Below are 26,434 nucleotides of genomic sequence, written 5' to 3' on the forward strand. Positions count from 1 at the left end.
CTGACTGAAAAGGGTGGAAGATCAGCCGTGAAACGCGTTGCGGGGCATGATATTGACCGTCTCATGCAGTTCTGACCACACCAGCAGCACGTCGCCGCTTTTCAGCTGGCGCTTTACATCGTTGACCTTTTGCTCAAGCGAGCGTTCCTGTTCACCATAATCGGTGCCTTCGCGTAATACAAAGCTTTCAATCAGATTATCGAGCGTTTCGGGAGCCAGATCCTGCCAGGGAATAATCATTTTGCATCGTCCAGATAAGGGGTTAGCCAGTCAGGGATTCGCGTCTCAAGCCACATTTTCGGGCGGCGCAGCGTGCCGCCGATAAACCCGACGTGGCCGCCATGTTCGGTCAGCTGATAGTGAACGTTGTCGGGCAGGAATTCCTGAGCGGGGATCGAGTGATGATCCATAAACGGGTCATCTTTGGCATGAATAATCAGCGTCGGCTGCGTGATCTTGCTGAGCAGCGGCATGGCGCTGCACTGACGATAATAGTCAATCGCATCGGCGAAGCCGTGGATTTTCGCGGTGATCAGGTCGTCGAACTCGCGAATACGGCGCACCTTTTTCAGCTGGCGCAGGCTTACCGGCAGGGTATCCGGGTAGGCCTTCAGCTTACGCGCCGCGTTGGCCTTCAGCAGGTTGAGCAGGTAACGCTGATAGACGCGGGAAAAGCCTTTATCCATGTGGTAGCTGCACTGCTCCAGCATAAACGGTGCGGAGACAATGACGGCGGCATCCAGCGGTACGCTTTCGCCCTCTTTGGCCAGCAGACAGGCCAGCATATTTCCGCCCAGCGAGTAGCCCACCGCGGCGGTTGGCACGGTGCCAAAGTTGTCCCGCAGCCAGTGTAAAAACCACGTTCCGTCTTCGGTTTCACCCGAGTGATAAATGCGTTTCTGACGATTCGGTTCGCCGCTGCAGCCGCGAAAATGCATCACCACGCCGAGCCATCCGCGCGCTTTTGCCGCCTCAATTAATCCATGCGCATACGGGCTGTGCAGGCTGCCTTCCAGACCGTGAAAGACCACCAGACGCGGCTTATGGCGTGCCTGTTCCGGCGCTTCGCTCCAGGCGAGATCCAGAAAATCACCGTCTGGCAGGTCAAGTCGTTGCCAGTGCGGGGTGAACTGAACCTTGCGGCGGATCAGTCGCGGCAGCATGGTCTGCAGGTGGGGGTTAGCCACGCCGCGCATGGGCACGAACTCAGTGCTGTCTTCGGCCGCAATGTCGAAGTCTGATGGAATGATTTGGGTCATAAGGGCGATGCTGATTCTTGTCAGAAATTAACGGTACTTTCCGAATTGTACCCCGTTTAGCCTGGTTTTCCGAAACATGAACTGATCCCGATCACAAATCTTTACCTTGATTATTACTCTCAGGCTAATGATTCCGCTCTACGCTTAATTGATGCCTTTCTCACCAGAGCGCACACTTTACTCAACGTTAAGCAAATCAAAATGATTAGCTGAATCAGGAGGTTAATAATGTTATCTGGGCAAACACCCACCCGGCAATGGAACACGCGACGCAGCGAAAAAGCGCGTCGTCTGGCCTCCGTACCGGTGCAGGGCAAGGTACTGCCAACCGGCGATCTTGTCGCCATGCTGGAAAAATTAATCGCGCCTGGCGACAAGGTCGTTCTGGAAGGTAACAACCAGAAGCAGGCGGATTTCCTTTCCCGCTCGCTCGCCGAAGTGAACCCGCAAATTGTCCACGACCTGCATATGATCATGCCGAGCGTCGGCCGCAGCGAGCATCTGGACATCTTCGAGAAAGGCATCGCCCGCAAGCTGGACTTCTCCTTCTCCGGGACGCAAAGCCTGCGTATTTCGCAGCTGCTGGAAGACGGTCAGCTCGAAATCGGTGCGATTCACACCTACATCGAACTTTACTCACGCCTCTACGTCGACCTTTCGCCCAACGTAGCGCTGATTGCCGGTTTTAAAGCCGACCGCAAAGGCAACCTCTACACCGGGGCGAGCACCGAAGATACCCCGGCGCTGGTGGAAGCCGCCGCGTTCCACGACGGCATCGTCATCGCGCAGGTGAACGAGCTGGTGGACGACGAGTGCGAGCTGCCGCGCGTGGATATTCCGGGCTCCTGGATCGACTACGTGGTCGTTGCGGACAAGCCCTTCTTTATCGAACCGCTGTTCACCCGCGACCCGCGCCTGATCAAGCAGGAACATATCCTGATGGCGATGATGGCCATCAAAGGCATCTACGCAGAGCACCAGGTGCAGTCCCTGAACCACGGTATCGGCTTTAACACCGCGGCGATTGAGCTGCTGCTGCCTACCTACGGCGAACAGCTCGGCCTGAAGGGCAAAATCTGTAAACACTGGACGCTGAACCCGCATCCGACGCTGATCCCCGCCATCGAAAGCGGCTGGGTGGAAAGCGTGCACTGCTTCGGCGGCGAGCTGGGGATGGAAGAGTACATCCGCGCCCGTCCGGACGTGTTCTTTACCGGTGCCGACGGCTCCATGCGTTCCAACCGCGCCTTCTGCCAGCTGGCCGGTCAGTACGCGGTGGATATGTTCATCGGCTCTACGCTGCAGGTTGACGGTTACGCCAACTCCTCAACGGTGACGCGCGGTCGTCTTTCCGGCTTCGGCGGTGCGCCAAACATGGGCCATGACCCGCACGGTCGTCGTCACGCTACCCCGGCCTGGCTGAACATGATCACCGAGCCTGACCCGATGCAGCGCGGTAAAAAACTCGTCGTGCAGATGGTCGAAACCTTCCAGGCGGGCGTGAAGCCAACCTTCGTGGAAAAACTCGATGCCGTTGACGTGGCGAAAGCCTCCGGCATGCCGCTGGCACCGGTGATGATTTACGGCGATGACGTGACGCACGTGCTGACGGAAGAGGGGATTGCTTACCTCTACCGGGCGAAAGATCTGGAAGAGCGTCGGGCCATGGTTGCCGCCGTCGCGGGGATCACCGATATCGGCCTGGGCGTTGACGCCAAACGCGTGGCGGAACTGCGCCAGAGCGGCAAGGTTGTATACCCGGAAGATATGGGGATCCGCCGCACCGACGCCACCCGCTCTCTGCTGGCTGCGGGCAGCGTGTCTGACCTCGTGGAGTGGTCCGGCGGTCTGTATAACCCACCTGCGAAATTCCGGAGCTGGTAATGAAACTTCTGCCCCAGATTCAGGTTGAAGGCGGTGCCGAATGGCTGGCGCGAACCGCCACGCAGTGTCTGATTGACGAAGCACGTTTAAGCCCGAAACCCGGTCTGGTGGACAGTCGGGGGAACGGTGCGCACCACGATTTATCCCTTGCGCTGATGGAGCGCTCCGCGCGCAGCCTGACCCCCACGTTTCAGGCGCTGGCGCAGCAAAGCTGGCTGCGTCCGGCAGATATTGCGCTTCGGCAAACCGTTGGCCGTCTTGGCCGCGTAGGCGAGCAGCAGATGATGGCGGCCACCGACGGGGTGAATACCCATCGTGGCGCGATCTGGGCGCTGGGATTGCTGGTGAGCGCGGTGGCGATGCTGGGCGGGGATGCAACTGCGCAGGTCGTTGCGAATACCGCCGCTCAGCTGGCGAAACTCCCGGACGATGCGGCACCGAAGGTGTTCAGCAAAGGCCTGCGCGCCACGCACCGCTACCGCGTGCCGGGCGCGCGCGAAGAGGCGCAGCAGGCGTTCCCGCACGTTATGCAGCGCGCATTGCCGCAGCTTCGCCTCAGCCGTCTGAACGGCAGCAGTGAGGCGCAGGCCAGGCTCGACGCGCTGATGGCCATCATGACGTCGCTCACCGATACCTGCGTGCTGTCGCGCGCCGGAATGGAGGGGCTGGACGCCATGCAGCACGGTGCCCGTGCGGTACTGAATGCGGGAGGCTGTGCAACGGCTGCGGGCCAGCAGGCGCTGGCGAACCTGGACCGTCAAATGCTGGCGCTTAACGCGTCACCGGGCGGTGCCGCCGACCTGCTTGCCGCCACGCTGTTTCTTGACCGCGTCGAATCGCCTTATTCAAAGCATTAAGAGGAAGTTATGGAAAAAATCACATTGACCGTGCCAGCCAGCCGCGCGTTAAGCGGCAGGGCGCTGGCGGGCGTCGTCGGCTCCGGGGATATGGAGGTGCTCTTCACCGCCGAACCGGGCCAGACGCTAACCATTGATATCACCACCTCAGTCGACAACAGCCGTGGCCGCTGGGAGGCGCTGTTCAACCGCCTGCAAACGGTCAGCAGCCTGCCGGCAGGAAAACTGACCATTCATGATTTCGGCGCGACGCCGGGCGTGGCCCGCATTCGTATCGAACAGGTTTTTGAGGGGGTGAGCCATGCGTGATGACAGCAGCTTTATCGAACTAAAAGCGCGCCAGCGCGCGCAGGCTCTGCTCGACGAGGGCAGCTACCGCGAACTGCTGGATCCGTTTGAAGGCATTATCTCTCCGTGGCTTGGGCCACAGGGCATTGTCCCGCAGGCCGATGACGGCATGGTGGTGGCGAAAGGCACCATCAACGGTCAGCCTGCGGTCGTGGTCGCGATTGAAGGCGCGTTCCAGGGCGGCAGCATGGGTGAAGTGTCCGGCGCAAAAATGGCGGCAGCGCTGGAGCTGGCGGCGGAAGATAACCGCAACGGCATTCCGACTCAGGCGGTGCTGTGCCTCGAAACCGGTGGCGTGCGTCTGCAGGAGGCTAACCTCGGCCTGGCGGCGATTGCCGATATCCACGCGGCGATTGTAGACCTGCGTCGCTACACGCCCGTCATCGGGATTGTGGCCGGGACCGTGGGCTGCTTCGGCGGGATGTCCATTGCGGCAGCGCTGTGCAGCTACCTGATTGTGACCCGCGAAGCGCGTCTCGGCCTCAACGGCCCGCAGGTTATCGAGCAGGAAGCGGGTATTGAAGAGTACGACTCCCGCGACCGTCCGTTTATCTGGAGCATGACCGGCGGCGAAGTGCGCTATCAAAGCGGGCTGGTGGACGCGCTGGTGGGCGACGGCGTAAACGCGGTGAAGGCGGCGATGAACGACGCGATTGCCAAAGGCGTACCGGCGAAACACCGCACCGATAACTACGATGATTACCTGAACCGTCTGACCCATTTCGACACCCGCAAGCAGGCCGATGCCGAACAGATTAACGCGCTTTTTGCCCGGGAGGTGAAATGATGAGTAATTCAAAAAGCCGTGGCGAACTCTGGCTGGAAACCCTCGCCCCGAACGCCAAACGTATCGAAGGGCTGTGCCCGTCCGTGCAGGCGGCAGACGGCGAGCTGAACGGCGAAGCGGTGCGTTTTGTTGCCGTAGTGCCGGATGCCAACAACCACTTCCCGCGCGCGGCGCAGGGTGAAGTCGGCCTGCTGGAAGGCTGGACGCTGGCGAAGGTGGTCAGCGAAACCGTCGCGGCGGATGCCGATAAAGCCGTGAAGCGCCCGATTGTGGCGGTGATCGACGTTCCGAGCCAGGCCTATGGCCGTCGCGAGGAGGCGTTTGGTATTCACCAGGCGCTGGCGGGCGCAGCTGCCGCATATGCTAACGCGCGTCTGGCCGGTCACCCGGTGATTGGGCTTATCGTCGGCAAGGCGATGTCCGGCGCGTTCCTGGCGCACGGCTACCAGGCCAACCGTCTGATCGCCTTTAACGACAAAGGCGTGCTGATCCACGCGATGGGTAAAGAGTCCGCCGCGCGCATCACGCTGCGTACCGTCGAAGCGCTGGAAAAGCTGGCGGCGACCATTCCGCCAATGGCTTACGACATCAGCAACTACGCCACGCTGGGGCTGCTCTCCAGCCTGCTGGACATCAGCAATCCGGATGCTCCGTCCGATAACGATCTGGCTCAGGTGAAAACCACGCTGCAACAGGCCATCAGCGATGCTCGTCAGGACGCGACGCTTAAAAACCGTCTGGGTGCTGACAACCGCCGCAGCTCGTCGCTCGTACGCGAACGTATGCGAGCCAGCTGGTAAGTAAAAAAAGACCTGCCAGAGATGCAAACCCCCGCGAGCGCGTCCGCTGCGCCCGCGTGGGAGCCTGCATCCTGAAAAATAATAAACATCGCACCAGTGCTAAAACTTTTTTTACTACAGGTGATTTATGACTTACGTAATTGTTCATGCTCTTGCACCGATTTTCGTCATCATGCTGCTGGGATTCTGGGCCGGTAAGGCAAAGATGGTCGATAACAAAAATGTTTCCCTGCTCAATATCTTCGTGATGGATTTTGCACTGCCTGCCGCGCTGTTTAGCGCCACCGTGCAAACGCCGTGGACCGGCATCGTGGCGCAGTCGCCGCTGATTCTGGTGCTGACGCTGGCGATGTGGATCACCTATGCGGCCATCTACTTCCTCGCGACTAAAGTCTTTAAGAAATCCCCGCAGGATGCGGCCGTGCTGACCCTGACGGTAGCTTTACCGAACTACGCGGCGCTGGGCCTGCCGATTCTGGGCAGCGTGCTGGGTGAAAGTTCTTCCACGTCGCTGTCCGTTGCGGTTTCTATCGCCTGCGGTTCGGTGCTGATGACCCCGTTCTGCCTGCTGATCCTGGAGCGTGAGAAAGCGCGCGCCGAGGGGAATAACTCGGGCTCAACGCTCTCCATGCTGCCGGTGCTGATGTGGCGCTCCATTAAGAAACCGATCGTGATGGGCCCGCTGCTGGGGGTGATTCTCTCCGCCATCGGGATCAAAATGCCGGAACTGGTGCTTGCCGCGATTAAACCGCTGGGGCTGTCCGCCACCGCTGCGGCACTGTTCCTGACCGGGGTGATCCTCTCTGCCCGCAAGCTGCAGATCAACACCATGGTTATCACCTCAACTATCGCCAAGCTGCTGATTCAGCCAGCCATTGCCTGGGGTATTGTGCTGATCTTCGGTCTGCATGGCTCCGTGGCGATTACCGCTATCCTGATGATTGCGCTTTCTGCGGGCTTCTTCGGCGTGGTATTCGGTAACCGCTTTGGCGTGCAGTCGCCGGATGCTGAAGCCGTGCTGCTGTTAAGCTCCGTACTGTGTATCCTGTCGCTGCCGCTGTTTATCTCGCTGACTTCAGGAATGTAATCATGACCCCAACATTACGCCCGCACGACCTCATCTGGCTTACCGCGCGCGACGCGCTGGAAGGCATCACCGAATCCTGGGTGGAGGCGGCCTGGCATACCGGCCTGCCGGTGGTGGTGCGGCGTGATGTTGATAGTGAAGGCCGCATTCCCGTTGGCGTGCGCGGATTGCGCCGCGACCAGCGGGCGGCCGGATGGGTGAAGCCGGAAAACGTGCTGCGTGTGGTGTCGCCGGAAGACCTGTGCGCCACCGCCGATCTGCTGCGCTCGCCGTTTGTGACACAGCCACCGGTTCAGGTGGCGCTGCAGCTTGCGCAGCAGGCGTGGCCGTGGACGTGGGGCATAACCGGCAGCACCGGCTATGCGCTGGCGACCGGGATTCCGGTGATACACGCCGACAGCGATCTTGACCTGCTGATCCGCGCCCCTGAGCCAATTCCCCCTGACGCTTTTACCGCATGGCAGTCGCAGCTGAGCCGCGCGCTGTGCCGGGCGGATACGCAGGTCGATACGCCCGAAGGGGGCTTTGCGCTGGCGGAGTGGTTACGCGACGGAAAAACGCTGCTGAAAACCCGCCGCGGACCGCGCCTGGTGGCGGATCCGTGGCGCAGGGAGGAGTGATGAAAATACTGTTTACCTTTCCGGGACAGGGCACGCAGCATGAAGGCATGCTGCAAAATTTGCCGGGAACGACGCTGGCACAGGCACGCGAGGTGCTGGGCAGCGAAGTTGATACGCTGGATAGTGCAGCCTCACTCGCTCACACCCGTGCGGTTCAGCTGTGTCTGCTGATTTCAGGCGTGGCCTGGGGGCGCAAGCTGGAACGTCGCGGCGTGTCGCCGGATATCGTCAGCGGGCTGTCCATCGGCGCTTATCCGGCGGCGGTTATCGCGGGCGCGCTGGACTTTTCGGACGCGCTGAGGCTGGTGGCGCTGCGCGGTGACATGATGGAGCAGGCGTACCCGCACGGCTACGGCCTGACGGCAATCATGGGCTTAACCCTGCCGCAGGTGGAAACGCTGATTGAAGGCACCGGAACCTATATTGCCAACCTGAACGCTGAAACGCAGATCGTGATTGCCGGAAGCGATGACGGGATGGCGCAGGTGGCGGCACGCGCGCTGGCAAAAGGGGCGAGCAAGGCCAAACGGCTGGCGGTAAGCGTGCCGTCCCACTGTGAACTGCTGGCGGAGCCGGCACAAAAGCTGGCGGCGGCGTTTGAGTCCGTCACGCTGGCTCGTCCACGCTGCGCATACCTGAGCGGCAGCACCGGACGCGTGCTCTGGCAGCCGGAAAAAATCGCTGACGATCTGGCGATGAATATGGCGCGAACCGTGCGCTGGCAGGAGGCGGTGATTTCCGCTAACGAACGCGAAGCCCGACTGGCGATTGAAATGCCGCCCGGCGGCGTACTGACCTGCCTGACTCGACAGGCTGCGTGGGAAGGAGAGACCCTTTCGCTGGAGCGCAGCGGGGTGGACGTGGCGGTGCACCTGGCGAAGCGGCTTCGTGCGTGAGTTTTTTTGCCCGGTGGCGGCTGCGCCTTACCGGGCCTACGGGTTCGGTTGTTTTGTTTTGTATCACACACTTTCCTGCAAACTGCGCGCATACATCCGCCCCTCGGCGGCTAATGCCCGCAGGCTCGGGTCCTGCTCGCGGTTACGGGCAAAGACAATCGCGATCAGTTGCTGCATCTGGTAAGGCTCCGCCAGCTTCAACAGCTGCACGGAATTCTCGTAGACCTTCTTCATCCTGCCCGGCATCAGCGTAAAGCCTACGCCCGCCTGCACCAGGCTCAGCATTGAGAAAATGTCATTTACGCGGGTCACAATCTCCGGTTCGAATCCGGCGATATGGAACGCTTCCTGAAACCCGGCGTAGGTAGCGAATCCTTCTGCCAGAGCGACAAACTTCTGATCTTTGTAATCACGCAGATCCGCAGGCCCGCTAGTGTTCAGCGTGGCGGAGGCGGGTGCGGCGAGGAAAATGTCGTCGTGGAAGAGGGGCAGCACTTCGAGGCTGTTACGGTCGATATCGCTTTCTGAGATGGAGATAAGAATCGCGTCCAGCGAACCTTCGTCCAGCATGTGGAGCAGGGTTTCGTTAGAGCCCATCGTCAGATCCATCTCCAGATCCGGACGGCGCAGCTTCATGCCCATAATCAGGCGCGGCACGGTTTCCAGCGTCAGGGAGTAGAGCGTGCCCACGCGCAGCCGCCCCTGGCCGATCCCGGCGACTTTGCGGGACTCTTCCAGCCCGCGCTCCATCACCTGCATCACTTCCTGGCAATACTCCAGCAGCGTCCAGGCGGAAGGCAGGGCAATCAGGTTGCGGCCCTTATGGGTAAAGAGCGGGCAGCGCACGTTCTCTTCCAGCGTGTGGAGCGCGCGGTGCACGCTGACGCCGCTCAGGCCCAGAGTTTCGGCGGTACGCGCGATATTCCCTTTCTCCATAAACGTCATGAAGATGCTGAGCTTGCGGAACGTAATCTCGCTCGTGATATCGAAACTCATAACCCTCCCGGCGTGTTATTCAGCCTGCAGCATCGCTTCCAGCTGTTCCTGCGCGTCCAGCCACGCCATTTCGCACTCTTCGAGGCTGGATTTGGTCTTCGCCTGCGTTTGCAGGCAGTCCGTCAGCTCAGCCTTGCGGCTCTGGTCATACAGACCGCTGTCGCCGAGCTTCTCTTCAACGATAGCCAGCGTGGCGTTGAGTTTTTCCATCTCTTTTTCGAGACGGGCAATCTCTTTACGCAGCGGCTGCGTCTGGGTGCGAAGCTCTGCTTCACGACGCTTCTGGTCTTTACGCGCCTGCGCGCTGTTGGCGTTGTCTTTTGCTGACTCTTCCGGCTGGTTTTCCTGCTTCTGCACGTCCGTCAGCCACTGCTGGTAGTCTTCCAGATCGCCGTCGAACGGTTCGACTTTGCCGCCGTGCACTAAATAGAGATCGTCCGTGGTGGAGCGGATCAGGTGACGGTCGTGCGAGACCACTACCAGCGCGCCTTCGAACTCAATCAGCGCTTCGGTTAGCGCCTGGCGCATGTCGAGATCCAGGTGGTTGGTCGGTTCATCGAGCAGCAGCAGGTTCGGACGCTGCCAGACGATCAGCGCCAGCACCAGACGGGCCTTTTCGCCGCCGGAGAAACGCTCGGTGTTTTCAGTCACCTTATCGCCCTGGAAGCCGAAGCCGCCGAGATAGTCGCGCAGCTTCTGCTCCATCTCCTGCGGCGCCAGACGCGCGAGGTGCTGAATCGGCGATTCATCCGCGCGTAAAAATTCCAGCTGATGCTGGGCGAAGTAGCCCAGCTTGATGCCCTTCGCCAGGCCGATTTCACCGCTGACCGGGTTAAGCTCGCCCGCCAGCAGTTTGATCAGCGTCGATTTACCTGCGCCGTTACGCCCCAGCAGGCCAATGCGCGAACCCGGCACCAGGTTGAGCTTGATGGAGTCGAGAATAATGCGGTCGGCATAGCCCGCGCTGACCTTCTCCATCTTCAGCAGCGGGTTCGGCAGACTTTCCGGCTCGCGGAAGCTGAAGTGGAACGGGTTATCCACGTGCGCCGGGGCAATCATCTCCATGCGTTCCAGCATCTTGATGCGGCTCTGGGCCTGCTTCGCTTTTGACGCTTTAGCCTTAAAGCGATCCACGAAGCTCTGCAGGTGCGCCACGCGCTGCTGCTGGCTTTCGTACATGGACTGCTGCTGGGCAAGGCGCGTCGCGCGCTGGCGCTCGAAGGAGCTGTAGTTGCCGGTGTACTCGAACATCGTTTGCTGTTCGATATGAATGATTTTATCCACTACCGGGTCGAGGAAGTCGCGGTCGTGGGAGATCAGAATCAGAGTGCCCTGATAGCTCTTGAGCCACTTCTCCAGCCAAATAACCGCATCGAGATCGAGGTGGTTGGTCGGTTCATCGAGCAGCAGCAGGTCAGAGCGGCAGATCAGCGCCTGCGCCAGGTTGAGACGCATACGCCAGCCGCCGGAGAAGTCGCTGACCGGGCGTTCCAGCTGTTCATTGCTGAAGCCCAGGCCGTGCAGCAGGCTGGAGGCGCGGGAGCGAATGGTCCATGCGTCGATAGCGTCAAGCTTGCCGTGAACGGTGGCGATGGCGTGACCGTCGTTGCGCTCGTTCGCGGCGTTGAGTTCCGCCTCGAGCTTACGGTATTCACGATCGCCGTCGATAACATAGTCGAGTGCCGGTTCGCTCAGCGCCGGCGTCTCCTGGTTTACCCAGGCGAGCTGCCAGTTCCCCGGGAAGGTGAAGTTACCGCCATCCGCGCTAATCTCGTTTTTCAGCAGCGCCAGCAGGGTGGATTTACCGCAGCCGTTTTTGCCGACCAGGCCCACTTTTTGGCCTGGGTTGATGGTAGCAGTGGCGTTATCCAGCAGGACGCGCACGCCGCGACGAATTTGTAACGAGGAGAAAACAATCATAGAAGCGCCGTATGTTCCGACTATGTTAATTTGTCATTATGATAATGTAAGGTGTGCGCCATTTTCCGCGCCGGGCCGCCATGGTAGCCCAAAACAACGACGATACACAAAAACAGAAACAAGACCGGGAGGGGAATGATGTCTCAGACAGCAAAAGTGCTGCTGCTGTATGCCCATCCGGAATCTCAGGACTCGGTGGCAAACCGGGTGCTGCTTAAGCCGGCCACACAGCTCAGCAACGTGACGGTGCACGATCTCTACGCGCACTATCCTGATTTCTTTATTGATATCCCTTACGAGCAGGAGCTGCTGCGTCAGCATGACGTGATTGTGTTCCAGCATCCGCTTTATACCTATAGCTGTCCGGCGCTGCTCAAAGAGTGGCTGGACCGCGTGCTGAGCCGGGGCTTCTCCAGCGGGGTGGGGGGCAACCAGCTGGCGGGAAAGTACTGGCGTAGTGTGATTACGACCGGTGAACCCGAAAGCGCTTACCGTCACGACGGGCTGAACCGTTATCCGATGAGCGACATCCTGCGGCCTTTCGAGCTGACGGCAGCGATGTGCCGTATGCACTGGATGAGCCCGATTATTGTCTACTGGGCGCGGCGACAGGATCCGAAAGAGCTGGCAAGCCACGCCAGAGCCTACGGTGAATGGCTGGCGTCACCGATTCCGGCAGGAGGTCGTTAATGGAAGGATCGAATTTACTCCTCGCCGGGGTGCTGTTTTTATTTGCGGCCGTCGTTGCGGTGCCGCTTGCTGCACGTATTGGTATCGGTGCGGTGCTGGGGTATCTGCTGGCGGGGATCGCGATTGGTCCCTGGGGACTGGGATTCATCAGCGATGTAGATGAGATTCTCCATTTCTCCGAGCTGGGCGTGGTGTTCCTGATGTTCATCATCGGCCTGGAGCTGAATCCGTCGAAACTGTGGCAACTCCGACGCTCTATCTTTGGCGTGGGCGCCGCGCAGGTGTTGTTCAGCGCCGCGATCCTGGGCGGCCTGCTAATGCTGACCCACTTTTCATGGCAGGCGGCGGTGATTGGCGGGATAGGCCTTGCGATGTCGTCGACGGCGATGGCGCTGCAGCTGATGCGCGACAAAGGGATGAACCGTAACGAAGCCGGTCAGCTGGGCTTTTCGGTGCTGCTGTTCCAGGATTTGGCGGTGATCCCGGCGCTGGCGCTGGTACCGCTGCTGGCGGGGTCCGGGGACGATCACTTCGACTGGGCTAAAATCGCCATGAAGGTGCTGGCCTTCGCGGGCATGCTGATTGGCGGTCGTTTCCTGTTACGTCCCGTGTTCCGCTTTATTGCCGCGTCGGGCGTTCGCGAGGTGTTTACCGCCGCGACGCTGCTGCTGGTGCTGGGATCGGCGTTATTTATGGACGCGCTGGGGCTGTCGATGGCGCTCGGGACCTTTATCGCCGGGGTGCTGCTGGCGGAGAGCGAGTACCGTCACGAGCTGGAAATTGCCATCGATCCTTTCAAAGGGCTGCTGTTAGGTCTGTTCTTTATCTCGGTGGGGATGGCGCTCAACCTTGGCGTGCTCTATACCCATCTGCTGTGGGTGATAGTGAGCGTCGCCATCCTGGTGGCGGTGAAGATGCTGGTACTGTACGTCATGTCACGCATCTACGGCTTGCGCAGTTCGGAACGCATGCAGTTTGCCAGCGTGTTAAGCCAGGGGGGCGAGTTCGCGTTTGTGCTGTTCTCGACCGCCTCCTCCCAGAAGCTGTTTAAAGACGATCAGATGGCGCTTTTGCTGGTGACGGTCACGCTGTCTATGATGACCACGCCGCTGCTGATGAAGCTGGTGGATAAACTGCTGTCGCGCCGCCTGAATCCAACTGACGACGAAGACGAAGCGCCGTGGGTGGAAGACGACAAGCCGCAGGTGATTGTGGTGGGCTTTGGCCGCTTCGGACAGGTTATCGGGCGTTTGCTGATGGCGAACAAAATGCGCATTACGGTACTGGAGCGCGATATCAGCGCGGTCAACCTGATGCGCAAATATGGCTATAAGGTTTACTACGGCGACGCGACCCAGCTCGAGCTGCTGCGCTCGGCGGGGGCCGAAGCGGCAGAGTCCATTGTGATTACCTGTAACGATCCGGAAGACACGATGAAGCTGGTGGAGCTGTGCCAGCAGCATTTCCCGCATCTGCATATTCTGGCGCGCGCGCGGGGACGTGTTGAAGCTCACGAATTGTTGCAGGCGGGTGTGAAACACTTCTCCCGTGAGACGTTCTCCAGTGCGCTGGAGCTGGGCCGTAAGGCGCTGATCTCGCTCGGCATGCATCCGCATCAGGCGCAGCGCGCCCAGATGCATTTCCGACGGCTGGATATGCAAATGTTGCGCGAGCTGATGCCGGTACATACTGATACTGAGCAGATCTCCCGCGTGCGGGAAGCGCGTCGCGAGCTGGAGGAGATCTTCCAGCGAGAGATGCAGCAGGAACGACGCCAGCTTGATGGCTGGGATGAATTTGAATAAAGGGTAACGAAAGATGGCTGTACGTAAACGCTTTATTGCGGGTGCAAAATGCCCGACCTGCCAGGCGCAAGATACCCTGGCGATGTGGCGGGAAAATAATGTTGATGTTGTTGAGTGTGTTAAGTGCGGTCACCAGATGCGTGAGGCCGATAAAGAGGCCCGCGATCACGTTCGCAAAGAAGAGCAAGTTATCGGGATTTTTCATCCGGACTAGCGATATGCCCTGAGTTTTTTTAAGCTAAAGGGTACACGGGTGCAGATTTCCGCTACAATCTGCGCCAGCAATTTTCCCACGCTCAGGAGATATCATGAAAGTAGCAAAAGACCTGGTGGTCAGCCTGGCCTATCAGGTACGTACAGAAGACGGTGTGTTGGTTGATGAGTCTCCGGTGAGTGCGCCGCTTGACTACCTGCATGGTCACGGCTCCCTGATTTCTGGCCTGGAAACCGCGCTGGAAGGTCATGAAGTTGGCGACAAATTTGACGTTGCTGTGGGCGCGAACGACGCTTACGGTCAGTATGACGACAACCTGGTTCAGCGCGTTCCTAAAGACGTGTTCATGGGCGTTGACGAACTGCAGGTTGGCATGCGCTTCCTGGCTGAAACTGACCAGGGTCCGGTTCCTGTTGAAATCACCGAAGTGGAAGATGACCACGTCGTGGTTGACGGTAACCACATGCTGGCTGGCCAGAACCTGAAGTTCAACGTAGAAGTTGTTGCGATCCGTGAAGCGACCGAAGAAGAGCTGGCTCATGGCCACGTTCACGGTGCGCACGGTCACGACCATGACCACGATCACGGCCACGATGGCTGCTGCGGTGGTCACGGCCACGATCACGACCATGGTCACGACCACGGTAAAGGTGGTTGCGGTAACGGCGGCTGCGGCTGCCACTAATACCCGTCGTCTTTCAAGCCGCAGGTGCGTTGGCTGCGCTTTCAAACCCCGGTCACATAGTTATCTATGCTCCCGGGGATTTTCAAGCTTGCCGCCTTCCTGCGACTCGAAATCCATAGGGTATTTGGTATGTAGGCCCGGTAAGCTTCGCGCCACCGGGTACAAAAAAAGCGGGATAATCCCGCTTTTTTTACGCCTCAGTAATGAGGTGGTGGCGTCTCTTCTGACTGAGAGGCGATGAGCGATGACTGCGTTGCCTTCACTTTTTCAGTGAGCAGACGCAGCAGATCCCGCAGTTTTGCCATTTCGAGCTCATGTGCGGTCACGGTCTGGTTTAGCTCTTCGATGGTGATGTCCTGAAAAGCCAGGCGGCTTTCCAGCTCAGCCATTCTCGCTTCTATCGTTGTATCCTTCATCATTCACCTCGTTTGTTTCAGATTTGCCATAATGGCCCAGCGGCGGCGCAGTTTAACTGAGTTTATCTTTAAGTACAGTTCGCATCCCCTTGGCAGGAAACTTATTTAAACAAAAATAGTCTGAAAAGTGGCGAGAATTGGACGTGTCTGTCTGTAGATTTCTTCTGCAACGTTTTATAGTACGTCACTCATTTACGTTTAACGCTGGGGTGAAAGTCCCCAGGCCCTGGAGATATGGATGAAATCACTGTTTAAAGTAACGCTGCTGGCGACGACGATGGCTGTTGCGCTGAACGCGCCGCTGTCATTCGCTGCTGATACTGCTGCGAAGCCTGCTGCTACTGCAGACAGCAAAGCGGCGTTCAAAAATGACGACCAGAAATCCGCCTACGCACTGGGCGCATCTCTGGGTCGTTACATGGAAAACTCTCTGAAAGAACAAGAGAAACTGGGCATCAAACTGGATAAAGCTCAGCTGATCGCGGGCGTTCAGGACGCATTTGCAGATAAGAGCAAGCTGTCTGACCAGGAAATTGAACAGACTCTGCAGGCGTTCGAAGCGCGCGTGAAGGGTGCCGCGCAGACTAAGATGGACGCGGACGCTAAAGACAACGAAGCGAAAGGCAAAGCCTACCGCGATACCTTTGCTAAAGAGAAGGGTGTAAAAACCTCTTCTACTGGCCTGGTATACAAAGTTGAGAAAGAAGGTACCGGCGATGCGCCTAAAGACAGCGACACCGTTGTTGTGAACTACAAAGGTACGCTGATCGACGGTAAAGAGTTCGATAACTCTTACACCCGCGGTGAGCCGCTCTCTTTCCGTCTGGATGGTGTGATCCCTGGCTGGACTGAAGGCCTGAAAAACATCAAGAAAGGCGGCAAGATCAAGATGGTTATCCCACCGGATCTGGCCTACGGCAAAACCGGCGTTCCGGGTATCCCTGCTAACTCTACGCTGGTCTTTGACGTAGAACTGCTGGACATCAAACCGGCACCGAAAGCGGATGCCAAGGCAGACGCGCCGGCTGACGATAAAGCCGCTGCTGCTAAGAAGTAATGCTGAAAAAAAACCGCCGCCTTTAAGGCGGCGGTTTTTTATTGTGGGGCAGATATAATTAACACTGGAAAGCGTTAGGCACGCTGTATTAATTTAGTTGTCCGTGTAGATAATGAGCCTGCCCTGAAAACCTAACGACAGGCTCCTGAAAAGGAGTGTTTTTTTCATGTCCAGGTCGCTTTTAACCAACGAAACCAGTGAACTTGATTTGCTGGATCAACGTCCTTTCGATCAGACCGACTTCGATATTCTGAAATCCTATGAAGCGGTAGTGGACGGGTTAGCGATGCTCATTGGCTCCCACTGCGAAATCGTATTGCACTCCCTGCAAGATCTGAAGTGTTCCGCCATCCGCATTGCGAATGGTGAGCATACTGGCCGTAAAATTGGCTCGCCAATTACCGACCTTGCATTGCGTATGCTGCATGACATGACCGGCGCGGACAGCAGCGTCTCCAAATGCTATTTCACCCGCGCCAAAAGCGGCGTGCTGATGAAATCAGAAACCATCGCGATTCGAAACCGCGACCATCGTGTTATTGGGCTGCTGTGCATCAACATGAACCTTGATGTGCCATTCTCGCAAATTATGAGCACCTTTATTCCACCAGAAACGCCGGACGTTGGCTCTTCTGTTAACTTTGCCTCCTCCGTTGAAGATCTGGTGACGCAGACGCTTGAGTTTACGATTGAAGAGGTGAATGCCGATCGCAACGTCTCGAACAACGCCAAGAATCGTCAGATCGTGCTCAATCTCTATGAGAAAGGGATTTTTGATATTAAAGACGCCATCAACCAGGTGGCCGATCGTCTGAACATCTCCAAGCACACGGTCTACCTCTATATTCGCCAGTTCAAAAGCGGCGATTTCCTGGGACAAGACAAGTAATGCGTTTTGCGTTAATGGTGACAGGCCCGGCGTACGGTACTCAGCAGGCCAGCAGCGCGCTGCAGTTTGCGCATGCGCTACTGGCGGCCGGACATGAGCTGGCGAGCGTCTTCTTCTATCGGGAAGGGGTATATAACGCGAATCAGTTTACGTCACCGGCGAGCGATGAGTTCGATCTGGTGCGCGCCTGGCAGGCATTAAACGAAAAGCAGGGCGTAGAACTGCACATCTGCGTGGCGGCGGCACTGCGCCGCGGCGTGACCGATGCAACCGAAGCCGCGCGCCTTGGTTTATCGGGTTCTAACCTGCAGCCCGGTTTTTCGTTGAGTGGTCTGGGTGCATTGGCACAGGCGGCATTAACCTGCGACAGAGTGGTGCAATTCTGATGAAGCGCGTAGCATTTGTTTTTACGTCTGCGCCGCACGGCAGCACTTCTGGTCGCGAAGGGCTGGATGCGTTACTTGCGACATCAGCATTGACCGAAGATATCGGTGTCTTCTTTTTGGGGGACGGCGTATTTCAGCTTCTGGCGGGGCAACAGCCTCAGGCCATTCTGGCGCGTGATTACATCGCTACTTTTAAAGTGCTGCCGCTGTACGATATTGAAACCCTTTATGTCTGCGCCGACTCGCTGGCCGCTCGCGGTTTGGATGATAAGACGCCTTTCGTGCTGGATGCGACAGTCCTGTCTTCTGCTGCATTGCGCGAACACCTTTCCCACTACGACACTATTCTGACTTTCTGAGGCCGTCATGCTCCATACTCTGAGCCATTCACCATGGCAATGTGATACCGACGCGTTACTGAGTATGCTGCGCGAAGGTGATGACCTGCTGCTGATTCAGGATGGCGTGCTTGCCGCACTGGAAGGCAGTCGTTTCGTTGAAATTCTCACGAATGCCCCCATAACAGTCTCTGTGCTGAAAGACGATCTGGATGCGCGGGGTCTTTCTGGTCAAATTTCAGCCAAAATTGACGTGGTTGGCTATACTGATTTCGTCAATCTTACTGTGACGCACGCCAGTCAAATGAACTGGTGATCTGAGATCGCTGTATATTTCTTGACACCTTTTCGACGTAGCCCTAAAATTTCGCGTCCTCATATTGTATGAGGTCGATTTATTACGTGTTTACGAAGCAAAAGCTAAAACCAGGAGCTATTTAATGGCAACAGTTAACCAGCTGGTACGCAAACCACGCGCACGCAAAGTTGCAAAGAGCAACGTGCCTGCGCTGGAAGCCTGCCCGCAGAAACGTGGCGTATGTACTCGTGTATATACCACCACTCCTAAAAAACCAAACTCCGCACTGCGTAAAGTATGCCGTGTGCGTTTGACTAACGGTTTCGAAGTGACTTCCTACATCGGTGGTGAAGGTCACAACCTGCAGGAACACTCCGTGATCCTGATCCGTGGCGGTCGTGTTAAAGACCTTCCGGGTGTTCGTTACCACACCGTTCGTGGTGCGCTCGACTGCTCAGGTGTTAAAGACCGTAAGCAGGCTCGCTCCAAGTACGGCGTGAAGCGTCCTAAGGCTTAATGGTTCTCCGTTAAGTAAGGCCAAACTGATTTATCTTAATGTCAAACTAAACTCTTTGAGTTTTGGACAATCCTGAATTAACAACGGAGTATTCCCATGCCACGTCGTCGCGTCATTGGTCAGCGTAAAATCCTTCCAGATCCGAAATTCGGATCAGAACTGCTGGCAAAATTTGTAAATATCCTGATGGTAGATGGTAAAAAATCTACTGCAGAAGCAATCGTATACAGCGCGCTTGAGACCCTGGCTCAGCGTTCTGGTAAAAATGAACTGGAAGCTTTCGAAGTCGCTCTCGACAACGTTCGCCCAACTGTAGAAGTTAAGTCCCGCCGCGTTGGTGGTTCTACTTATCAGGTTCCAGTTGAAGTTCGTCCGGTTCGTCGTAATGCTCTGGCAATGCGTTGGATCGTTGAAGCTGCTCGTAAACGCGGTGATAAATCCATGGCTCTGCGTCTGGCGAACGAACTTTCTGATGCTGCAGACAACAAAGGTACTGCAGTTAAGAAACGTGAAGACGTTCACCGTATGGCAGAAGCCAACAAGGCGTTCGCACACTACCGTTGGTAATCCCTTCGGAGTATTAGTCACCAGGCGGGCGCTTCAGAGAAGCCGCCCGCTCTGGGTAACTTAACTGAACGCCTAAAGATATAAACGAGGAATCAAATGGCTCGTACAACACCCATCGCACGCTACCGTAACATCGGTATCAGTGCGCACATCGACGCCGGTAAAACCACTACTACCGAACGTATTCTGTTCTACACCGGTGTAAACCATAAAATCGGTGAAGTTCATGACGGCGCAGCCACCATGGACTGGATGGAACAGGAGCAGGAGCGTGGTATTACTATCACCTCCGCAGCGACTACTGCATTCTGGTCAGGTATGGCTAAGCAGTACGAACCGCATCGCGTAAACATCATCGACACCCCGGGCCACGTTGACTTCACCATCGAAGTAGAACGTTCCATGCGTGTTCTTGACGGCGCGGTAATGGTTTATTGCGCAGTTGGTGGTGTTCAGCCACAGTCTGAGACCGTATGGCGTCAGGCGAACAAATATAAAGTTCCACGCATCGCGTTCGTTAACAAAATGGACCGTATGGGTGCTAACTTCCTGAAAGTTGTTGGTCAGATCAAATCCCGTCTGGGCGCGAACCCTGTTCCGCTGCAGCTGGCAATTGGTGCTGAAGAAGGCTTCACCGGCGTTATCGACCTGGTGAAAATGAAAGCCATCAACTGGAACGATGCAGACCAGGGCGTTACCTTCGAATACGAAGATATCCCGGCTGAGATGCAGGACCTGGCTGACGAATGGCACCAGAACCTGATCGAATCCGCTGCTGAAGCTTCTGAAGAGCTGATGGAGAAATACCTGGGTGGTGAAGAACTGACTGAAGAAGAGATCAAAAAAGCTCTGCGTCAGCGCGTTCTGAACAACGAAATCATCCTGGTAACCTGTGGTTCTGCATTCAAGAACAAAGGTGTTCAGGCAATGCTGGATGCGGTAGTTGACTACCTGCCATCCCCTGTTGACGTTCCTGCGATCAACGGCATCCTGGACGACGGTAAAGATACTCCAGCTGAGCGTCACGCAAGCGACGAAGAGCCATTCTCAGCACTGGCGTTCAAAATTGCTACCGACCCATTCGTGGGTAACCTGACCTTCTTCCGCGTTTACTCTGGTGTGGTTAACTCCGGTGACACCATCCTGAACTCCGTGAAAACGGCGCGTGAACGTTTTGGCCGTATCGTACAGATGCACGCTAACAAACGTGAAGAGATCAAAGAAGTTCGTGCGGGCGACATCGCTGCAGCTATCGGTCTGAAAGACGTGACCACTGGTGACACCCTGTGTGACCCAGATCACCCGATCATTCTGGAGCGTATGGAATTCCCTGAGCCGGTAATCTCCATCGCAGTTGAACCAAAAACCAAAGCTGACCAGGAAAAAATGGGTCTGGCTCTGGGCCGTCTGGCGAAAGAAGACCCATCATTCCGCGTATGGACTGATGAAGAATCTAACCAGACCATCATCGCTGGTATGGGTGAACTGCACCTGGACATCATCGTTGACCGTATGAAGCGTGAATTCAACGTTGAAGCGAACGTGGGTAAACCTCAGGTTGCTTACCGCGAAGCGATTCGCGCGAAAGTTACCGATGTTGAAGGTAAACACGCTAAGCAGTCTGGTGGTCGCGGTCAGTACGGTCACGTTGTGATCGACATGTACCCACTGGAGCCGGGCTCTAACCCGAAAGGTTACGAGTTCATCAACGACATCAAAGGTGGTGTAATTCCTGGCGAATACATCCCAGCCGTTGATAAAGGCATCCAGGAACAGCTGAAAGCGGGCCCTCTGGCTGGCTATCCGGTTGTTGACATGGGTGTTCGTCTGCACTTCGGTTCTTACCACGACGTTGACTCCTCTGAACTGGCGTTTAAACTGGCTGCGTCTATTGCCTTTAAAGAAGGCTTTAAGAAAGCAAAACCAGTTCTGCTTGAGCCGATCATGAAGGTTGAAGTAGAAACTCCTGAAGAGAACACCGGTGACGTTATCGGTGACTTGAGCCGTCGTCGCGGTATGCTGCGTGGTCAGGAATCCGAAGTAACTGGCGTTAAGATCCACGCTGAAGTTCCGCTGTCTGAAATGTTCGGATATGCAACTCAGCTGCGTTCTCTGACCAAAGGTCGTGCATCATACACCATGGAATTCCTGAAGTATGATGATGCGCCTAACAACGTTGCTCAGGCCGTTATTGAAGCCCGTGGTAAGTAATCCACAGGATTAAAACCTAAGTCCCGTGCTCTCTCCACAGGGGAGAGCACTATAGTAAGGAATATAGCCGTGTCTAAAGAAAAATTTGAACGTACAAAACCGCACGTCAACGTTGGTACTATCGGCCACGTTGACCATGGTAAAACTACCCTGACTGCTGCAATCACTACCGTTCTGGCTAAAACCTACGGTGGTTCTGCTCGTGCATTCGACCAGATCGATAACGCCCCAGAAGAAAAAGCTCGTGGTATCACCATCAACACTTCCCACGTTGAATATGACACCCCGACTCGCCACTACGCACACGTAGACTGCCCAGGCCACGCCGACTATGTTAAAAACATGATCACCGGTGCTGCGCAGATGGACGGCGCGATCCTGGTTGTTGCTGCGACTGACGGCCCAATGCCTCAGACTCGTGAGCACATCCTGCTGGGTCGTCAGGTAGGCGTTCCTTTCATCATCGTGTTCCTGAACAAATGCGACATGGTTGATGACGAAGAGCTGCTGGAACTGGTAGAGATGGAGGTTCGTGAACTGCTGTCTCAGTACGATTTCCCAGGCGATGATACTCCAATCGTTCGTGGTTCTGCTCTGAAAGCGCTGGAAGGCGAAGCTGAGTGGGAAGCGAAAATCATCGAACTGGCTGGCTTCCTGGATTCTTACATCCCAGAACCAGAGCGTGCGATTGACAAGCCATTCCTGCTGCCAATCGAAGACGTATTCTCCATCTCCGGTCGTGGTACCGTTGTTACCGGTCGTGTAGAGCGCGGTATCATCAAAGTTGGCGAAGAAGTTGAAATCGTTGGTATCAAAGAGACTGCGAAGTCTACCTGTACTGGCGTTGAAATGTTCCGCAAACTGCTGGACGAAGGCCGTGCTGGTGAGAACGTTGGTGTTCTGCTGCGTGGTATCAAACGTGAAGAAATCGAACGTGGTCAGGTACTGGCGAAGCCAGGCTCAATCAAGCCACACACCAAGTTCGAATCTGAAGTGTACATTCTGTCCAAAGACGAAGGCGGCCGTCATACTCCGTTCTTCAAAGGCTACCGTCCACAGTTCTACTTCCGTACAACTGACGTGACCGGTACCATCGAACTGCCAGAAGGCGTAGAGATGGTAATGCCAGGCGACAACATCAAGATGGTTGTGACTCTGATCCACCCAATCGCGATGGACGACGGTCTGCGTTTCGCAATCCGTGAAGGCGGCCGTACCGTTGGCGCGGGCGTTGTTGCTAAAGTTCTGGGCTAATTAATTATCCCTGAATAAAAAAAGGACGCTTCGGCGTCCTTTTTTGTTTTCTGCCGTTTAGGCACTGTCACAAAATTTCGCATTTTTTGCCTGCTCCCGCCCCGTATTGTGGCGCTTGTGCTATTGTAATCATAACCATTCTCACTTACACTTTGCGCATAATTTGAACGGGAGTCTCTATGTACGTTTGTTTATGTAATGGTGTAAGCGACAAGAAAATACGTCAGGCCGTTCGCCAGTTTCAGCCTCAGTCATTTCAGCAGCTACGCAAATTTGTTCCGGTGGGAAATCAATGCGGTAAATGCGTACGTGCTGCGCGAGAAATCATGCAGGACGAATTGATGCAGATCCCGGAATACAAAGAGATCGCGTAAGCGCCCATCTTTTTTTTGACATCCCTGTAGCCCGATCTACGCTTCAATGAGTGGAAGCGGAGGGACTATATAATGAAAGGTGATGTTAAAATCATAAGTTATCTCAATAAATTATTGGGAAATGAGCTTGTCGCAATTAACCAGTACTTTCTTCACGCGAGAATGTTCAAAAACTGGGGGCTTAAACGTCTGAACGACGTTGAGTACCATGAATCGATCGATGAAATGAAGCACGCCGATAAATATATCGAGCGTATTTTATTCCTTGAAGGCATTCCAAACCTGCAGGATCTCGGAAAGCTGGGCATCGGAGAAGATGTCGAAGAGATGCTGCGTTCCGACCTCAGGCTGGAGCTTGAAGGCGCCAAAGATCTCCGTGAAGCCATTGCCTACGCAGACAGCGTACACGACTACGTCAGTCGCGATATGATGATCCAGATCCTGGCCGATGAAGAAGGCCACATTGACTGGCTGGAAACGGAGCTGGATCTGATTGCTAAAATCGGCCTGCAGAACTATCTTCAGTCGCAGATTAAAGTGGAAGAGTAACAACCGTCTTCCAACCTACGCATAAACCCGCTGCTGCCAGAAATGGCCCAAAAGGCAGTGGGTTTTTTAATGCCCTTTTTTCAGGGGTGAGTAACGAAAACACAAGAATGCTAAGTAGCGCCATAAGCGCAGCGAGTAACGCCAGCGCAGGCAGCATGCACCAGCCATGCCACGCGCCAAGCGCCGCCAGGTATTTTACATCGCCATATCCCATCCCTTCACGCCGGCAGATAAACCGATATCCCCAGTAAATAACGGCAAAGCCGATATATCCAGCCATCGCACCCACCACCGCACTCGGCAGAAAATCAGGATGGATACAGAGCTGAAAGAGCAGGCCCGTCCAGAGTAGCGGGCAGAGAAATTTATCGGGAAGCAGTCCGTAGCGAATATCTGCACGGACAAGAAAGGCCGTCAGCGAAAAATAGACCAGCAAAAAGGGGAGGGTGGTTAACATGGAAATGGCCTCAAAAGGGTTTGAGCGCATACTCGTTATAATCGGCCTGGCCGGCAATCGACAAAAACGACAATTGCGTAGGGGCTCGAGACAAAGCATTGAGAAGGGATACATTGCGTGAAAAGTTGCGTGGCCGTACGCATACTGCGCCTCAGGCGCTTAATTTCTAAACGGCACTTGCGTCTTGCCCAGATTTACGTATAATGCGCGGGCTTGTCGTAATTGACGGCGGGTTCAATCTGAACCAGAGTAGCTCATTTTGTTACTCAACAATGCTCCCAATTGGGGAGCTACGTAAGAACGGTTACACTCTCCCATCAATCGTAATGGGTTTGAGGAGTAATCATTTTCGTTTATAAAATAATTGGAGCTCTGGTCTCATGCAGAACCAAAGAATCCGTATCCGCCTTAAAGCGTTTGATCATCGTCTGATCGATCAATCAACCGCGGAAATCGTCGAGACTGCTAAGCGCACTGGTGCGCAAGTCCGTGGTCCGATCCCGCTGCCGACCCGCAAAGAGCGCTTCACCGTTCTGATCTCTCCGCACGTCAACAAAGACGCGCGCGATCAGTACGAAATCCGCACTCACAAGCGTCTGGTTGACATCGTTGAGCCAACTGAGAAAACCGTTGATGCTCTGATGCGTCTGGATCTGGCTGCCGGTGTAGACGTGCAGATCAGCCTGGGTTAATCAGGTCATCGAGCGATTGAGAGGTTGATACAATGATTGGTTTAGTCGGTAAAAAAGTGGGCATGACCCGCATCTTCACTGAAGATGGCGTTTCAATCCCAGTAACCGTAATCGAAGTTGAAGCAAACCGCGTTACTCAGGTTAAAGATCTGGCTAACGATGGCTACCGCGCTGTTCAGGTGACCACTGGTGCTAAAAAAGCTAACCGTGTAACCAAACCAGAAGCGGGTCACTTCGCTAAAGCTGGCGTAGAAGCTGGCCGTGGTCTGTGGGAATTCCGTCTTGCTGAAGGCGAAGAGTTCACCGTAGGTCAGGACATTAGCGTTGAGCTGTTTGCTGACGTTAAAAAAGTTGACGTAACCGGTACCTCTAAAGGTAAAGGTTTTGCTGGTACCGTTAAGCGCTGGAACTTCCGTACCCAGGACGCTACCCACGGTAACTCCTTGTCTCACCGCGTTCCGGGTTCTATCGGTCAGAACCAGACTCCGGGCAAAGTGTTCAAAGGCAAGAAAATGGCAGGTCAGCTGGGTAACGAACGTGTAACCGTTCAGAGCCTGGACGTAGTACGTGTTGACGCTGAGCGCAACCTGCTGCTGGTTAAAGGTGCAGTTCCGGGTGCAACCGGTAGCGACCTGATCGTTAAACCAGCTGTGAAGGCGTAAGGGGATAGCAATGGAATTAGTATTGAAAGACGCGCAGAGCGCGCTGACTGTTTCCGAAACTACCTTCGGTCGTGATTTCAACGAAGCGCTGGTTCACCAGGTTGTAGTTGCTTATGCAGCTGGTGCTCGTCAGGGTACTCGTGCTCAGAAGACTCGTGCTGAAGTAACTGGTTCTGGCAAAAAGCCATGGCGCCAGAAAGGTACCGGCCGTGCGCGTTCAGGTTCTATCAAGAGCCCGATCTGGCGTTCAGGTGGCGTGACCTTCGCTGCGCGTCCACAGGACCACAGTCAAAAAGTTAACAAAAAGATGTACCGCGGCGCGCTGAAAAGCATTCTGTCCGAACTGGTACGTCAGGATCGTCTGATCGTTGTCGAGAAGTTCTCTGTTGAAGCGCCTAAAACTAAGCTGCTGGCACAGAAACTGAAAGACATGGCTCTGGAAGATGTGCTGATCATCACCGGTGAGCTGGACGAGAACCTGTTCCTGGCCGCACGTAACCTGCACAAGGTTGACGTACGCGATGCGACTGGTATCGACCCGGTTAGCCTGATCGCCTTCGACAAAGTCGTAATGACTGCTGATGCTGTTAAGCAAGTTGAGGAGATGCTGGCATGATTCGTGAAGAACGTCTGCTGAAGGTGCTTCGCGCACCGCACGTTTCTGAAAAAGCGTCTACTGCGATGGAAAAAACAAACACCATCGTTCTCAAAGTTGCTAAAGACGCGACCAAAGCAGAGATCAAAGCTGCTGTGCAGAAACTGTTTGAAGTCGAAGTCGAAGTCGTTAACACCCTGGTAGTTAAAGGGAAAGTTAAACGTCACGGACAGCGTATCGGTCGTCGTAGCGACTGGAAAAAAGCTTACGTCACCCTGAAAGAAGGCCAGAATCTGGACTTCGTTGGCGGCGCTGAGTAAGTCG

Annotated in this window: 33 protein-coding genes; 27 read left to right on the forward strand and 6 right to left on the reverse strand. The window is 55.8% G+C overall.

Annotated elements, in window-relative coordinates; genetic code table 11:
- Positions 1 to 21: 21 nt before the first annotated feature.
- Together V4835_RS02085 and V4835_RS02090 are read right to left on the reverse strand one after the other, a co-directional pair.
- Positions 22 to 240 carry a YheU family protein gene (locus V4835_RS02085; protein WP_063144226.1) on the reverse strand — a complete coding sequence of 73 codons (219 nt, stop codon included), beginning with the start codon at positions 238 to 240 and terminating at the stop codon, positions 22 to 24.
- A complete protein-coding gene (locus tag V4835_RS02090) occupies positions 237 to 1,259 on the reverse strand; it encodes a hydrolase (RefSeq protein ID WP_063144225.1) in 1,023 nt (340 codons plus the stop codon). Before V4835_RS02090 ends, V4835_RS02085 begins: the two co-directional genes overlap by 4 nt.
- Before the next feature lie 228 nt (positions 1,260 to 1,487).
- On the opposite strand from V4835_RS02090, the gene mdcA reads away from it, so the two are divergent.
- From mdcA to mdcH, 8 genes are all read left to right on the forward strand, one after another.
- Positions 1,488 to 3,143, forward strand: coding sequence for a malonate decarboxylase subunit alpha (mdcA, locus tag V4835_RS02095; protein ID WP_032648362.1), 1,656 nt, complete (start codon positions 1,488 to 1,490; stop codon positions 3,141 to 3,143).
- Positions 3,143 to 4,000 (forward strand): triphosphoribosyl-dephospho-CoA synthase, encoded by an 858-nt coding sequence (locus V4835_RS02100; protein WP_331411105.1) that lies wholly within the window; start codon positions 3,143 to 3,145, stop codon positions 3,998 to 4,000. Before mdcA ends, V4835_RS02100 begins: the two co-directional genes overlap by 1 nt.
- A gap of 9 nt (positions 4,001 to 4,009) precedes the next feature.
- Positions 4,010 to 4,309 carry a malonate decarboxylase acyl carrier protein gene (mdcC, locus tag V4835_RS02105; protein ID WP_014885504.1) on the forward strand — a complete coding sequence of 100 codons (300 nt, stop codon included), beginning with the start codon at positions 4,010 to 4,012 and terminating at the stop codon, positions 4,307 to 4,309.
- On the forward strand, positions 4,302 to 5,135 hold the full coding sequence (locus V4835_RS02110; protein ID WP_063144223.1) for a biotin-independent malonate decarboxylase subunit beta: 834 nt from the start codon (positions 4,302 to 4,304) through the stop codon (positions 5,133 to 5,135). The genes mdcC and V4835_RS02110 overlap by 8 nt, the downstream gene beginning before the upstream one ends.
- The gene (mdcE, locus tag V4835_RS02115) at positions 5,135 to 5,935 is read left to right on the forward strand and encodes a biotin-independent malonate decarboxylase subunit gamma (RefSeq protein WP_063144298.1); all 801 of its coding nucleotides are present in this window, start codon (positions 5,135 to 5,137) and stop codon (positions 5,933 to 5,935) included. The genes V4835_RS02110 and mdcE overlap by 1 nt, the downstream gene beginning before the upstream one ends.
- A gap of 127 nt (positions 5,936 to 6,062) precedes the next feature.
- Positions 6,063 to 7,022 carry an AEC family transporter gene (locus tag V4835_RS02120; RefSeq protein WP_006177842.1) on the forward strand — a complete coding sequence of 320 codons (960 nt, stop codon included), beginning with the start codon at positions 6,063 to 6,065 and terminating at the stop codon, positions 7,020 to 7,022.
- Positions 7,023 to 7,024: 2 nt separating this feature from the next.
- Entirely contained in the window at positions 7,025 to 7,642 is a 618-nt protein-coding gene (locus V4835_RS02125; protein ID WP_331411106.1) for a malonate decarboxylase holo-ACP synthase, read from the forward strand.
- Entirely contained in the window at positions 7,642 to 8,538 is an 897-nt protein-coding gene (gene mdcH / locus V4835_RS02130; RefSeq protein WP_331411107.1) for a malonate decarboxylase subunit epsilon, read from the forward strand. The genes V4835_RS02125 and mdcH overlap by 1 nt, the downstream gene beginning before the upstream one ends.
- 63 nt (positions 8,539 to 8,601) lie before the next feature.
- Here mdcH and V4835_RS02135 read toward each other — a convergent pair whose 3' ends face one another.
- Positions 8,602 to 9,534 (reverse strand): LysR substrate-binding domain-containing protein, encoded by a 933-nt coding sequence (locus V4835_RS02135; protein ID WP_063144219.1) that lies wholly within the window; start codon positions 9,532 to 9,534, stop codon positions 8,602 to 8,604.
- A 15-nt stretch (positions 9,535 to 9,549) separates the two neighbouring features.
- Positions 9,550 to 11,454 carry an ABC transporter ATP-binding protein gene (locus V4835_RS02140; protein ID WP_063144218.1) on the reverse strand — a complete coding sequence of 635 codons (1,905 nt, stop codon included), beginning with the start codon at positions 11,452 to 11,454 and terminating at the stop codon, positions 9,550 to 9,552.
- Positions 11,455 to 11,592: 138 nt separating this feature from the next.
- On the opposite strand from V4835_RS02140, the gene kefG reads away from it, so the two are divergent.
- The 4 genes from kefG to slyD all read left to right on the forward strand — a co-directional run bounded on the left by kefG (position 11,593) and on the right by slyD (position 14,848).
- Positions 11,593 to 12,144 carry a glutathione-regulated potassium-efflux system ancillary protein KefG gene (gene kefG / locus V4835_RS02145; RefSeq protein ID WP_014885493.1) on the forward strand — a complete coding sequence of 184 codons (552 nt, stop codon included), beginning with the start codon at positions 11,593 to 11,595 and terminating at the stop codon, positions 12,142 to 12,144.
- Positions 12,144 to 13,949 (forward strand): glutathione-regulated potassium-efflux system protein KefB, encoded by a 1,806-nt coding sequence (gene kefB / locus V4835_RS02150; protein ID WP_063144217.1) that lies wholly within the window; start codon positions 12,144 to 12,146, stop codon positions 13,947 to 13,949. Before kefG ends, kefB begins: the two co-directional genes overlap by 1 nt.
- A gap of 13 nt (positions 13,950 to 13,962) precedes the next feature.
- Complete coding sequence (locus tag V4835_RS02155; RefSeq protein ID WP_033146793.1) at positions 13,963 to 14,163, forward strand: YheV family putative zinc ribbon protein; 201 nt, start codon at positions 13,963 to 13,965, stop codon at positions 14,161 to 14,163.
- Positions 14,164 to 14,257: 94 nt separating this feature from the next.
- A complete protein-coding gene (gene slyD, locus V4835_RS02160) occupies positions 14,258 to 14,848 on the forward strand; it encodes a peptidylprolyl isomerase (RefSeq protein ID WP_014885491.1) in 591 nt (196 codons plus the stop codon).
- Positions 14,849 to 15,045: 197 nt separating this feature from the next.
- On the opposite strand, the gene V4835_RS02165 is transcribed toward slyD, so the two are convergent.
- Positions 15,046 to 15,264, reverse strand: a complete 219-nt coding sequence (locus tag V4835_RS02165) for a protein SlyX (protein WP_331414069.1) — start codon at positions 15,262 to 15,264, stop codon at positions 15,046 to 15,048.
- Positions 15,265 to 15,502: 238 nt separating this feature from the next.
- On the opposite strand from V4835_RS02165, the gene fkpA reads away from it, so the two are divergent.
- The 11 genes from fkpA to bfr all read left to right on the forward strand — a co-directional run bounded on the left by fkpA (position 15,503) and on the right by bfr (position 23,704).
- Complete coding sequence (gene fkpA, locus V4835_RS02170) at positions 15,503 to 16,321, forward strand: FKBP-type peptidyl-prolyl cis-trans isomerase (protein WP_023309460.1); 819 nt, start codon at positions 15,503 to 15,505, stop codon at positions 16,319 to 16,321.
- A gap of 166 nt (positions 16,322 to 16,487) precedes the next feature.
- Positions 16,488 to 17,210: a helix-turn-helix transcriptional regulator gene (locus V4835_RS02175; protein WP_023333674.1), complete on the forward strand. Its 723-nt coding sequence runs from the start codon at positions 16,488 to 16,490 to the stop codon at positions 17,208 to 17,210.
- Positions 17,210 to 17,596: a sulfurtransferase complex subunit TusD gene (tusD, locus tag V4835_RS02180; protein ID WP_033146792.1), complete on the forward strand. Its 387-nt coding sequence runs from the start codon at positions 17,210 to 17,212 to the stop codon at positions 17,594 to 17,596. Before V4835_RS02175 ends, tusD begins: the two co-directional genes overlap by 1 nt.
- Entirely contained in the window at positions 17,596 to 17,955 is a 360-nt protein-coding gene (tusC, locus tag V4835_RS02185; protein ID WP_331411108.1) for a sulfurtransferase complex subunit TusC, read from the forward strand. The genes tusD and tusC overlap by 1 nt, the downstream gene beginning before the upstream one ends.
- A gap of 7 nt (positions 17,956 to 17,962) precedes the next feature.
- Entirely contained in the window at positions 17,963 to 18,250 is a 288-nt protein-coding gene (tusB, locus tag V4835_RS02190; protein WP_331411109.1) for a sulfurtransferase complex subunit TusB, read from the forward strand.
- A gap of 124 nt (positions 18,251 to 18,374) precedes the next feature.
- Positions 18,375 to 18,749, forward strand: coding sequence for a 30S ribosomal protein S12 (gene rpsL / locus V4835_RS02195; protein WP_000246815.1), 375 nt, complete (start codon positions 18,375 to 18,377; stop codon positions 18,747 to 18,749).
- Between the two features lie 96 nt (positions 18,750 to 18,845).
- Complete coding sequence (gene rpsG / locus V4835_RS02200) at positions 18,846 to 19,316, forward strand: 30S ribosomal protein S7 (protein WP_004106370.1); 471 nt, start codon at positions 18,846 to 18,848, stop codon at positions 19,314 to 19,316.
- A gap of 96 nt (positions 19,317 to 19,412) precedes the next feature.
- Positions 19,413 to 21,527 carry an elongation factor G gene (gene fusA / locus V4835_RS02205; RefSeq protein WP_063144212.1) on the forward strand — a complete coding sequence of 705 codons (2,115 nt, stop codon included), beginning with the start codon at positions 19,413 to 19,415 and terminating at the stop codon, positions 21,525 to 21,527.
- A gap of 69 nt (positions 21,528 to 21,596) precedes the next feature.
- Complete coding sequence (gene tuf, locus V4835_RS02210; RefSeq protein WP_014068448.1) at positions 21,597 to 22,781, forward strand: elongation factor Tu; 1,185 nt, start codon at positions 21,597 to 21,599, stop codon at positions 22,779 to 22,781.
- Positions 22,782 to 22,960: 179 nt separating this feature from the next.
- Positions 22,961 to 23,155 (forward strand): bacterioferritin-associated ferredoxin, encoded by a 195-nt coding sequence (gene bfd, locus V4835_RS02215; RefSeq protein WP_008503493.1) that lies wholly within the window; start codon positions 22,961 to 22,963, stop codon positions 23,153 to 23,155.
- A gap of 72 nt (positions 23,156 to 23,227) precedes the next feature.
- Positions 23,228 to 23,704 (forward strand): bacterioferritin, encoded by a 477-nt coding sequence (gene bfr, locus V4835_RS02220; protein ID WP_008503492.1) that lies wholly within the window; start codon positions 23,228 to 23,230, stop codon positions 23,702 to 23,704.
- On the opposite strand, the gene V4835_RS02225 is transcribed toward bfr, so the two are convergent.
- Positions 23,688 to 24,161 carry a prepilin peptidase gene (locus V4835_RS02225; protein WP_331411110.1) on the reverse strand — a complete coding sequence of 158 codons (474 nt, stop codon included), beginning with the start codon at positions 24,159 to 24,161 and terminating at the stop codon, positions 23,688 to 23,690. The two genes, bfr and V4835_RS02225, sit on opposite strands and share 17 nt — an antisense overlap.
- Positions 24,162 to 24,541: 380 nt before the next feature.
- Between V4835_RS02225 and rpsJ the strand changes: the two genes are divergently transcribed.
- From rpsJ to rplW, 4 genes are read left to right on the forward strand one after another with little or no spacing between them, the layout of a single operon-like run.
- Positions 24,542 to 24,853 carry a 30S ribosomal protein S10 gene (gene rpsJ, locus V4835_RS02230; protein WP_001181005.1) on the forward strand — a complete coding sequence of 104 codons (312 nt, stop codon included), beginning with the start codon at positions 24,542 to 24,544 and terminating at the stop codon, positions 24,851 to 24,853.
- A 32-nt stretch (positions 24,854 to 24,885) separates the two neighbouring features.
- Positions 24,886 to 25,515 (forward strand): 50S ribosomal protein L3, encoded by a 630-nt coding sequence (rplC, locus tag V4835_RS02235; RefSeq protein WP_006178923.1) that lies wholly within the window; start codon positions 24,886 to 24,888, stop codon positions 25,513 to 25,515.
- A 10-nt stretch (positions 25,516 to 25,525) separates the two neighbouring features.
- Positions 25,526 to 26,131, forward strand: a complete 606-nt coding sequence (rplD, locus tag V4835_RS02240; protein WP_000424395.1) for a 50S ribosomal protein L4 — start codon at positions 25,526 to 25,528, stop codon at positions 26,129 to 26,131.
- On the forward strand, positions 26,128 to 26,430 hold the full coding sequence (gene rplW / locus V4835_RS02245) for a 50S ribosomal protein L23 (protein WP_000617546.1): 303 nt from the start codon (positions 26,128 to 26,130) through the stop codon (positions 26,428 to 26,430). The genes rplD and rplW overlap by 4 nt, the downstream gene beginning before the upstream one ends.
- Positions 26,431 to 26,434 lie beyond the last annotated feature (4 nt).

The organism is Enterobacter cloacae complex sp. CARB60, from assembly GCF_036487345.1.
GTDB lineage: Bacteria > Pseudomonadota > Gammaproteobacteria > Enterobacterales > Enterobacteriaceae > Enterobacter > Enterobacter asburiae_D.

Bases quoted from the DNA above. Each gene is read 5' to 3' on its own strand.
- mdcA (WP_032648362.1), top strand. From the start codon at position 1,488: ATGTTATCTGGGCAAACACCCACCCGGCAATGGAACACGCGACGCAGC.
- kefG (WP_014885493.1), top strand. From the start codon at position 11,593: ATGTCTCAGACAGCAAAAGTGCTGCTGCTGTATGCCCATCCGGAATCT.
- rplC (WP_006178923.1), top strand. From the start codon at position 24,886: ATGATTGGTTTAGTCGGTAAAAAAGTGGGCATGACCCGCATCTTCACT.
- rplW (WP_000617546.1), top strand. From the start codon at position 26,128: ATGATTCGTGAAGAACGTCTGCTGAAGGTGCTTCGCGCACCGCACGTT.
- V4835_RS02155 (WP_033146793.1), top strand. From the start codon at position 13,963: ATGGCTGTACGTAAACGCTTTATTGCGGGTGCAAAATGCCCGACCTGC.
- rplD (WP_000424395.1), top strand. From the start codon at position 25,526: ATGGAATTAGTATTGAAAGACGCGCAGAGCGCGCTGACTGTTTCCGAA.
- tusD (WP_033146792.1), top strand. From the start codon at position 17,210: ATGCGTTTTGCGTTAATGGTGACAGGCCCGGCGTACGGTACTCAGCAG.
- V4835_RS02120 (WP_006177842.1), top strand. From the start codon at position 6,063: ATGACTTACGTAATTGTTCATGCTCTTGCACCGATTTTCGTCATCATG.
- kefB (WP_063144217.1), top strand. From the start codon at position 12,144: ATGGAAGGATCGAATTTACTCCTCGCCGGGGTGCTGTTTTTATTTGCG.
- V4835_RS02085 (WP_063144226.1), bottom strand. From the start codon at position 240: ATGATTATTCCCTGGCAGGATCTGGCTCCCGAAACGCTCGATAATCTG.
- mdcC (WP_014885504.1), top strand. From the start codon at position 4,010: ATGGAAAAAATCACATTGACCGTGCCAGCCAGCCGCGCGTTAAGCGGC.
- V4835_RS02110 (WP_063144223.1), top strand. From the start codon at position 4,302: ATGCGTGATGACAGCAGCTTTATCGAACTAAAAGCGCGCCAGCGCGCG.
- V4835_RS02175 (WP_023333674.1), top strand. From the start codon at position 16,488: ATGTCCAGGTCGCTTTTAACCAACGAAACCAGTGAACTTGATTTGCTG.
- tusC (WP_331411108.1), top strand. From the start codon at position 17,596: ATGAAGCGCGTAGCATTTGTTTTTACGTCTGCGCCGCACGGCAGCACT.
- V4835_RS02140 (WP_063144218.1), bottom strand. From the start codon at position 11,454: ATGATTGTTTTCTCCTCGTTACAAATTCGTCGCGGCGTGCGCGTCCTG.
- V4835_RS02225 (WP_331411110.1), bottom strand. From the start codon at position 24,161: ATGTTAACCACCCTCCCCTTTTTGCTGGTCTATTTTTCGCTGACGGCC.
- V4835_RS02125 (WP_331411106.1), top strand. From the start codon at position 7,025: ATGACCCCAACATTACGCCCGCACGACCTCATCTGGCTTACCGCGCGC.
- rpsL (WP_000246815.1), top strand. From the start codon at position 18,375: ATGGCAACAGTTAACCAGCTGGTACGCAAACCACGCGCACGCAAAGTT.
- bfr (WP_008503492.1), top strand. From the start codon at position 23,228: ATGAAAGGTGATGTTAAAATCATAAGTTATCTCAATAAATTATTGGGA.
- fkpA (WP_023309460.1), top strand. From the start codon at position 15,503: ATGAAATCACTGTTTAAAGTAACGCTGCTGGCGACGACGATGGCTGTT.
- slyD (WP_014885491.1), top strand. From the start codon at position 14,258: ATGAAAGTAGCAAAAGACCTGGTGGTCAGCCTGGCCTATCAGGTACGT.
- mdcH (WP_331411107.1), top strand. From the start codon at position 7,642: ATGAAAATACTGTTTACCTTTCCGGGACAGGGCACGCAGCATGAAGGC.
- V4835_RS02135 (WP_063144219.1), bottom strand. From the start codon at position 9,534: ATGAGTTTCGATATCACGAGCGAGATTACGTTCCGCAAGCTCAGCATC.
- bfd (WP_008503493.1), top strand. From the start codon at position 22,961: ATGTACGTTTGTTTATGTAATGGTGTAAGCGACAAGAAAATACGTCAG.
- tusB (WP_331411109.1), top strand. From the start codon at position 17,963: ATGCTCCATACTCTGAGCCATTCACCATGGCAATGTGATACCGACGCG.
- mdcE (WP_063144298.1), top strand. From the start codon at position 5,135: ATGAGTAATTCAAAAAGCCGTGGCGAACTCTGGCTGGAAACCCTCGCC.
- V4835_RS02090 (WP_063144225.1), bottom strand. From the start codon at position 1,259: ATGACCCAAATCATTCCATCAGACTTCGACATTGCGGCCGAAGACAGC.
- V4835_RS02165 (WP_331414069.1), bottom strand. From the start codon at position 15,264: ATGAAGGATACAACGATAGAAGCGAGAATGGCTGAGCTGGAAAGCCGC.
- rpsG (WP_004106370.1), top strand. From the start codon at position 18,846: ATGCCACGTCGTCGCGTCATTGGTCAGCGTAAAATCCTTCCAGATCCG.
- fusA (WP_063144212.1), top strand. From the start codon at position 19,413: ATGGCTCGTACAACACCCATCGCACGCTACCGTAACATCGGTATCAGT.
- V4835_RS02100 (WP_331411105.1), top strand. From the start codon at position 3,143: ATGAAACTTCTGCCCCAGATTCAGGTTGAAGGCGGTGCCGAATGGCTG.
- rpsJ (WP_001181005.1), top strand. From the start codon at position 24,542: ATGCAGAACCAAAGAATCCGTATCCGCCTTAAAGCGTTTGATCATCGT.